At 37.5% G+C, this 7,768-nt stretch carries 7 protein-coding genes; 3 read left to right on the top strand and 4 right to left on the bottom strand.

All coding sequences use genetic code 11. From position 1 onward, the window contains the following. The 3 genes from F6K13_RS09550 to F6K13_RS09540 form a co-directional block, all read left to right on the top strand. Positions 1 to 1,974, top strand: a 1,974-nt coding sequence (locus tag F6K13_RS09550; protein WP_287287285.1) for a tetratricopeptide repeat protein, incomplete at its 5' end; no start/stop codon positions are given. Positions 1,975 to 2,524: 550 nt separating this feature from the next. Then, positions 2,525 to 3,520 carry a hypothetical protein gene (locus F6K13_RS09545; RefSeq protein WP_153183520.1) on the top strand — a complete coding sequence of 332 codons (996 nt, stop codon included), beginning with the start codon at positions 2,525 to 2,527 and terminating at the stop codon, positions 3,518 to 3,520. Positions 3,521 to 3,609: 89 nt separating this feature from the next. Continuing rightward, the gene (locus F6K13_RS09540; protein ID WP_124155659.1) at positions 3,610 to 4,785 is read left to right on the top strand and encodes a U32 family peptidase; all 1,176 of its coding nucleotides are present in this window, start codon (positions 3,610 to 3,612) and stop codon (positions 4,783 to 4,785) included. Positions 4,786 to 5,159: 374 nt separating this feature from the next. Here the strand turns inward: F6K13_RS09540 and F6K13_RS09535 are convergent, their stop codons facing one another. From F6K13_RS09535 to F6K13_RS09520, 4 genes are all read right to left on the bottom strand, one after another. Further along, positions 5,160 to 5,303 (bottom strand): hypothetical protein, encoded by a 144-nt coding sequence (locus F6K13_RS09535; RefSeq protein ID WP_205127853.1) that lies wholly within the window; start codon positions 5,301 to 5,303, stop codon positions 5,160 to 5,162. Further along, positions 5,304 to 6,038 (bottom strand): 2-phosphosulfolactate phosphatase family protein, encoded by a 735-nt coding sequence (locus F6K13_RS09530; RefSeq protein ID WP_124143422.1) that lies wholly within the window; start codon positions 6,036 to 6,038, stop codon positions 5,304 to 5,306. Between the two features lie 501 nt (positions 6,039 to 6,539). After that, positions 6,540 to 6,953, bottom strand: coding sequence for a hypothetical protein (locus F6K13_RS09525; RefSeq protein ID WP_124143423.1), 414 nt, complete (start codon positions 6,951 to 6,953; stop codon positions 6,540 to 6,542). Then, entirely contained in the window at positions 6,950 to 7,723 is a 774-nt protein-coding gene (locus F6K13_RS09520; protein WP_287287281.1) for a hypothetical protein, read from the bottom strand. Before F6K13_RS09520 ends, F6K13_RS09525 begins: the two co-directional genes overlap by 4 nt. Positions 7,724 to 7,768: the final 45 nt, after the last annotated feature.

Genomic DNA, 7,768 nt, shown 5'->3' with positions numbered 1-7,768 from the left:
TTGTCTGTGGTATTTTTGCAGTACTCTCCTCCACAGACAGAAATAGAGAAATCTCCAGAAACATCAGACATCTCCGATAATTCAAACTCCGTTGTGAAAAGTTTGTTAAATCGTTATTTACGGAGAGATACATCAGTAGATAATGCTTTACAACAGAGACAAAAAAATGATGCGGAGATGAACAAAGTTCCAGAAGCATCTGTGGATGAAACAACGGTGCCAACACCACAGACTGAGTTAGCTCCAGAAGCATCTGTGGAGGAAACAACGGTGCCAACACCACAGACTGAGTTAGCTCCAGAAGCATCTGTGGAGGAAACAACGGTGCCAACACCACAGACTGATGTGGAAAAGGAGAAATCTCAAGAAGCAATTTTGAAGGATGTTTTGCCCTTGACATCAAAAAATGATGTTTCTAATTTTAAAGATAGTGATGCTCGCTACAAGCAAAAACAAATTATATCTCAAGAAAAAGATCCTCAAGAAACCATCGCTAATTTAACTGAAGCACTTCAACTTAAGCAAAATGAAGCCGATATTTACTGCCAGCGAGGTAAAATACATTCTCAAATAGGAAATTATCAGGAGGCGATCGCTGATCTGACTGAAGCACTCACATTGAATCTCGATCCAGATCAAACTTATACCTGTTATAATGAAAGAGGTGTTGCCTATTCATATTTAAAAGATTATCAGAAGGCACTTGCTGATTTTACTGTTGCGATTAAAATCGATCCTAGGGATCCTAACGCTTGTCACAACCGAGGAAATCTTCACTCTGTCATGGGAAATTATCAGGAGGCGATCGCTGATTTTACTACAGTTATCAAATCTCATTCCAAAGATGCTGATGCCTATAATAATCGAGGTATTTGTCTTTATGAAATGAAGGATTTTAATGGAGCGATTTCTGATTTTACTGAGGCAATTAAGATTAATCAGAATTATGCAGATGCTTATATTAATCGAGGCATTTCTAATTATCAAATAGGAGATTATCAGCAGGGAATAGATGATTATACAGAAGCAATTAAACTGGAACCAAAATATGCTAAAACTTATAATTCCCTTGAGCAAAAATTAAATAGTTATTTACAGAGAGGTGTATCAGTAGAGGAGACTTTATCACAGACATCAGATAATGAGATGGAAACATCTCCAGAACCAGTTTTGAAGAATGTTTGGCCTCTTGCGCCAAAGAGTGATGCTCGCTACAAGCAAAAACAAATTCTGCCTCAAGAAAAAGATCCTCAAGAAACCATCGCTAATTTAACTGAAGCACTTCGACTTAATCCAGCCGATATTTACTACCAGAGAGGTAAAACACAGTCTCAAATAGGAAATTATCAGGAGGCGATCGCTGATTTTACTGAAGCACTCACATTTAATCTCGATCCCTATCAAATTTATACCTGTTATAATGAAAGAGGTGTTGCTTATTCACATTTAGAAGATTATCAGAAGGCACTTGCTGATTTTACTACTGCGATTAAAATCGATCCTAGCGATCCTAACGCTTGCCACAACCGAGGAAGTCTTCACTCTGTCATGGGAAATTATCAGGAGGCGATCGCTGATTTTACTACAGTGATCAAATCTCATCCCAAAGATGCTGATGCCTATAATAATCGAGGTATTTGTCTTTATGAAATGAAGGATTTTTATGGGGCGATCGCTGATTTTACTGAGGCAATTAAGATTAATCCGGATTATGCAGATGCTTATAATAATCGAGGCATTTCTAATTATGAAATAGCGGATTATCAGCAGGCAATAGATGATTATACAGAAGCAATTAAGCTGGAACCAAAAGATGCTAAAACTTATTATAATCGTGGTATACTTCGTTACTTTACCAAAAAATATCAAGAGGCAATAGATGACTTTGAAAAAGCGGCCGTTTTTTATCAACAACAAGGAAAAAATGAGGATTATCAGGAAGTGATGAAAATGATTAGAAAGCTAAATAAGTAATGATTTTTTTTTGAAAACGTCAAGATTCAGGTATGGAATTTGGGCATAAAAGAAGGAAATAATAAGTCACAATTACAGGCGATCGTTATTATGGATAGCTCAAATAAATCAATGACGGAGTACCTTTGGCAACGAGAAGTTTTTCAAAGTTGGTAAGCTTTCTGGGTGTTGGAGTACCTCCATTGACTTTCCATTGAGCGATCGCCAGTCGGAGCGTTAGTAAAGTGCCTGTGCAAAAGGAGCGCTCTGACTTAAATCTTTCAGTTAAAATTCAATCATTGAAGACAAAATTCACTTATAAAAAGGTAAATTTTTCCAAATAACTAATGTCGATATTTTCATCGTTTCAAAAGACAACAAGGTATAAATGCACAGAGGTTAAATGTATGGATAGAACTGACTAACTAAGCTCATAGATTGACTATTTTATATTAGTGGCCATATAAAAATGTTTTCTGGGTAATTATGAATAATTATTACTTACCACTTCTCATCAAGATGTTATACAAATTACCATGGAAGTAAAAGTTAGCAATTTCCCGTCAATAAAATGAAATCAATTTATTTATTAATTTCAACTTTTTTGATGGTCGCTTCTGATTGCCCGCCCATAATTATTCAGAAAGACAACTTCAGAAACAAACACCACTATAATCAAGTTGAAATCATCAATTATCAAAATCAACAATCAACTTTACCTATTTCATTTCCCGGACAAAAGAAAACTTACTTGATAGCTCAAACACAAGAAAATAATCCACCAGAAGATCGAAAACAAAAAGAACAACCAGAATATCAAAAAGTGATGGTAATCGCTCTGTTTGCCTCATTTCTATTTTTGTTTGTGATTTCTGGTTTAATTGCTTTGGGAGGAATTACAGAAAAAATTAAAGTAAAGGATAAATTTCTCGGTCCTTTATTTATTGCAGTTTTAATAGAAGGATTATGTCCGGCAGTATTAGCATTTGGGAGGCCGGAAATTATTTTTCCCGATCATATAATTCAGGACTTAAAGAATGAAATAAAGAATTTAACAGAGAAAAACAATGATTTGGCTGACGTCAAGAAATGCCAAGACCAAACATCTGAGCTGGAGGCAAAAGATAGAAAGATTCAAGAACTAAACAAAACAATTGATAGTAAAAAGAAAAAAATTATTACTTTGGAAGCTCAACTTGCAGATTGTGTAAAAATAGATAAAAGCTTTTTTGGTAAAATAGCTAAAATAGATGATTATGCTAGAAGCCTTCTTCCGGATAGAACATTTGACCCAATGTATACATACGAAATTCCTAGCATTCAAACAAAGGAAATAGAGACCAGAAAAGAATACTGTAAAACTATTCAAGAGCTTTTAAAAGTTATTGGTCAACTAGAAAAAAACAGATCTCCTAATAATAACTGTAGAGAAACTACAAGACAATTAGCACAATATCAAAGTCAAAAAGGTGTTAAAGAACCATTCGATGAACTTTACGATCCAAACAAAACAACAACTTATTTAATTATTGATTATCTGGAAATAAAAGGATTAATTGACAAATAAATTAAGATGTCAAAAAATATCCTGTTTCTCATCAAATTAAATTAGGATATAGAAAACAACAACTAATCATTTCTATCTCCTAAAAAAAAATGCAATTTAACACTTTTGTTTCATCTATCAATGATTTAAAACGGTGTGCCAACTCCCCTAAGTTACAAGAGGTTTTATTAGAACCTACCTTACTTGCTAGACAAGGAAAACTCTCACAAGAAGAATTACTGTTGTTAGCATCAACAGCAGTAGAATTTGGTTTGCGTCCGGTGTTGGTGTGGGATATTCTGATGCCAGAACAAGTTATGAATAGGATTTGCGAACAACTGACTCAGTGGGATTTGAGCAAGTTTGAGGCAGTTCGGGTTTGCGATCCAGGTGCTGCCTGGTGGTTGAAAACTCATTATCCAACTATAGCGCTACAATTTGTTGTGGAAACAGGTAATCACAACTTGGAAGCATTAAGGGGTTGGTGCGAGATTTTTTCTGACTCCTTGGAACGTTTAATACTATCCATTGAACTGCCAGAACAAAAACTAATTGAATATTGCCAAACTCTTCCTATCGGTTGCGAAGTTTTGGGAGTGGGGCAAATTTTGTTGTTTTATTCGCCACGTTCCCTACTATCTCCACATTTATTAGACTCTGAGTCTAAGGAAAAAGTACGCCTGCAAACTACAGTGTCATCGGAAGATAGCAATAACCGATCTTTCCCTACTTTGGAAACGGTACATGGTACGTTTATGTTTTTGGATAAAGACCAGTTTATTCTGGATAAACTCGATCGCTTACAGGAAGCTGGTTTACATACTGTCTGTTTGGACTTGCGACATTTGGGGAAAGATGCTGATGTGGCAGTAGATATTGAGCAAATTTGTAGTCAGATTTTAACTGACCCCATTTCTTTGCGCAAAAATTGGCCAAGACCAACGCGATCGCCTTTTTTTAATGCCAACCGTACTACTTCTATATTTTCTCGGATGAAGTCTAAGCATAAGTTAATTCAGTATCGACAAGAAGTTGGTTTAGCGGAGGTTTTAGCAGGAGAGAGTGGAAATTATGTTGTGTTTCATTCTTTGCGACCTTTTGCTGTTTCTCAAGTTGAGAAAATAATAGTACCTACTGGGGAAGAAATAGAGATTCCAGAAGAAATAGTATTTCGTAACTTAAATGGTCAGGTAATTGAATCATGCGATCGGGAACAAATTCTAATTACAGACTGGATCAAAAAAGCGATGCCAGGTTCATTATTGCTGGGAAAAAATGGGGAGTAGGGGAGTAGCGGAGTGGGGGAGAGTGGAGCATTTTTTTACCTTTTTCCCCTATCCTATTTCTGAATTTCTTGAGGACTGAGGACTGAGGACTGAGGACTGACTGCTGATGCCAAAAGCACATACCGCCTACAAAGATACTATAGCAGTCGCCAATATAGTTAGGACATCGAGTAATTATGATGATTTACAGCGCTTTTCAAATTGATGAACCACATCTTCACACATCAAACCTTGTAGGGACGTTCCATGGAACGTCCCTACTGTGGTCTACCTAAATGAAAACCGCTGTATGACCCGAGCAAGATGCTCGCACTAATTGTCAAACACCAACCTGGAAGTTGCTATAAATGGGTTCTATAGAACCCATTTGAGACCTATATAATTATGGTAGTCAAGTCTTTTCGCGCATCAATTTTGACCGAAAATCTGAAGTAAGGAGTGTTTTTTGTATCATTTCTCCGCACATCTACCCTCTTACCTCCTGTCTCTTGACTCCTGACTCCTGACTCCTTCTTCAATTATGCTCTAATTAAAACTCCTGGTTCTTTCTGCATAGGCAAAATATCTAAGGTGTCAGTTTGAGAGCAATATTTGAGGTCTTCATAACATTCTAAGCGTTGGAGACGTTTGCCGTGACTGGCATAATTTAATAGTTCATATAATTTTTGCTCCCACTGAAGATAGAGGGATACTGCGCCAAATACTTCATCATTTCCTACAGTTTCATCTGGGAGAGAATTAGTTTCTGTAATTAGGGTGTGAGCGATCGCTCCTGCACAGACTGTATCTTCCAATGAATAACTACCTTCCCACCCAGAACCCAAGATCCAAATAGTTTCTGGTTTGTTGGTTTTGAGATATTCAACTACAGAGCGACGATTGACAAGTGCTGCTGCTAGGACAACTTTAGCATTTTGAATCCGCTGAAGACAACGAGTGCCATTAGTAGTAGTCATAAATAAACGTTTATCTTTGACAACTTCTGAAGTAAAGTTGAGGGGTGAGTTGCCTTCATCACAACCTTCTACTTTTTTGCCTCCTCTTTCTCCTACACGAATGCGTTTGTCAGCAGGCCATTGCTCGCTGACTGCCATTAATTCTTGAACATCGCTAAATACTTGTACTGCTTCTGCACCTGCATTTAATGCTGTGGCCATTGTTGTTGTTGCTCTGAGGACATCAACCGCGATCGCGCAGTCTGGCATATTTTCGGTGGGGGTTTCTTCGGGAGTGTGGTAGATGAATATTTTCACGGTTTACATTCTGAGTAATATTATTGATTAATTATTGTATTGCTTTATAGCGCTGTGCACAGGTAACAGCTCATCTGGCAATAGGCAACCCACCCCTCGCCCCTCCCCCTCCCAGGAGGGGAATAAATTGCTGATCATATAAGACTTTTAGCTATTGGACACCTCCTGAATTTTGTAAATATACCAGCGCACATTGCTTTATCAACAGGACTTACGCAAAGACACTGTGTATAGAGTCCAGTAACTATTGGACAATAGTTATGAGTACTATATATAGGGTATCTGCGTAAGTCCTAATCAAAATAATATGGGTCTAAAACCCCGCTTTTTAAGGCGATCGGGTTTTTGGAGAGTTGCTCAAATCCCCTACTTCCCCTCCACGGTCGGGGTTAGGGGTGGGTTAACTTCTGACTGAAATGAAGTGTGTCTTACATTCTGAGGGGACCTCAGAATTACACACTCGCTTCTGACTTCTGACTTCTGACTTCGTCAAGTGGACATTTATTCTGTTTTGCCAGTAATAATTCTGCGAATGTCGTCTTGAATTTGAGTACCAGTCTTTCTTTCCCATCGTACTTTTAACAAATTCAGTCCCACTTCTGCATATTTTGTGATAATTTCCAGAACTTCCCGACTTTCACTAGGTTGGGGTTGACCGTTGCGTTTAGTTATGGCATAAACTCCTGCTTCTAGTGCCAGACGTACCTCATCATCAACAATTTTCATAATTGCCATATCCTGGCGACCTGTGAGAGTAACTTGGGAGATATCAGCATTTTGTTTGATGGCGTAAGCTGCTGCAAAGACATAAGCATCTATCATGCGTCCGAAAACGGCCTGACTTTTGAGGGCGTCCAAATAACCTCTCGCTTCTGGTGTGGGGCGAATAGTTGCGTTGGGGTCGATACGTTTCATTTTTCTTCCTCTACTACGGAAGCATCCTTTGTTGCCCCAAGACGGCGAATATTGAGAGTACCTGCAATGTGAGGTTCCACAATATTTAAAAGATGCGAGGGAAAATCTCGGTCTGTTGCTAAAACTATTACCTGGGATGGAATTTCTGGTAATGATTTAATTAAGTTTTTCTGATGTTTGGTGTCTAGATGACCAAAAGGAGTATCCATAATTAAAGGTGCTGCTGTACCAGATGCTAAATTTAATCCTGTGATAAAAGTGAAGGCTAAAGCTTCTTTTTCTCCTGCACTTAAGGTTTCTGGGTCGATAATTTGACCTACTGCATTTTTGACTCCTAAAGTATAGTCTGGCTGAATTTTTATACCTTGATATTCTTCTGGTTTATTAGTGACTTGGCGATGAATTTTAGAGGTTTTATCTTCGATGGTTTGTTTTCTTTCTTCTGTGCGCCATTGTATTAGTTCATCTGTGGCTTCATAAAGACTTCTTGCTAGTGTTAGTTGCTTTGCTAAAGTTTCTGTTTGTTTATCTTGAGTGGCTAATTTTTCTATTTCTCTGCGTTGTTTTTCTTCGTCTTTTTTTAAATCTTCTATTTCCTTATTTAATCTCTCAATTTGTTCTTTTTTCTGTCTGGTAATTTGCTCTGCTTCTCCTACTGTTTGCCATATTGCTTGAGCTTCTTCTTGATTAATTCCTTTAGTTTCTCGTTTCAGACGATATGCGTCTAGTTTGATTGTTTCTAGTTCATCTTGTAGACAATCACGCTCCAACAAAAGGTCTTCAAAATTAGGTATTTTATAGTCGGAAATTGTTTA

It is taken from the genome of Okeania sp. SIO2B9, assembly GCF_010672505.1.
Classification (GTDB): Bacteria; Cyanobacteriota; Cyanobacteriia; order Cyanobacteriales; family Microcoleaceae; genus Okeania; species Okeania hirsuta.
The sequence above is the reverse complement of the archived record's forward strand: the minus strand, read 5'-3'. Positions and strand labels throughout refer to the sequence as shown.

Bases quoted from the DNA above. Each gene is read 5' to 3' on its own strand.
- F6K13_RS09545 (WP_153183520.1), top strand. From the start codon at position 2,525: ATGAAATCAATTTATTTATTAATTTCAACTTTTTTGATGGTCGCTTCT.
- F6K13_RS09540 (WP_124155659.1), top strand. From the start codon at position 3,610: ATGCAATTTAACACTTTTGTTTCATCTATCAATGATTTAAAACGGTGT.
- F6K13_RS09525 (WP_124143423.1), bottom strand. From the start codon at position 6,953: ATGAAACGTATCGACCCCAACGCAACTATTCGCCCCACACCAGAAGCG.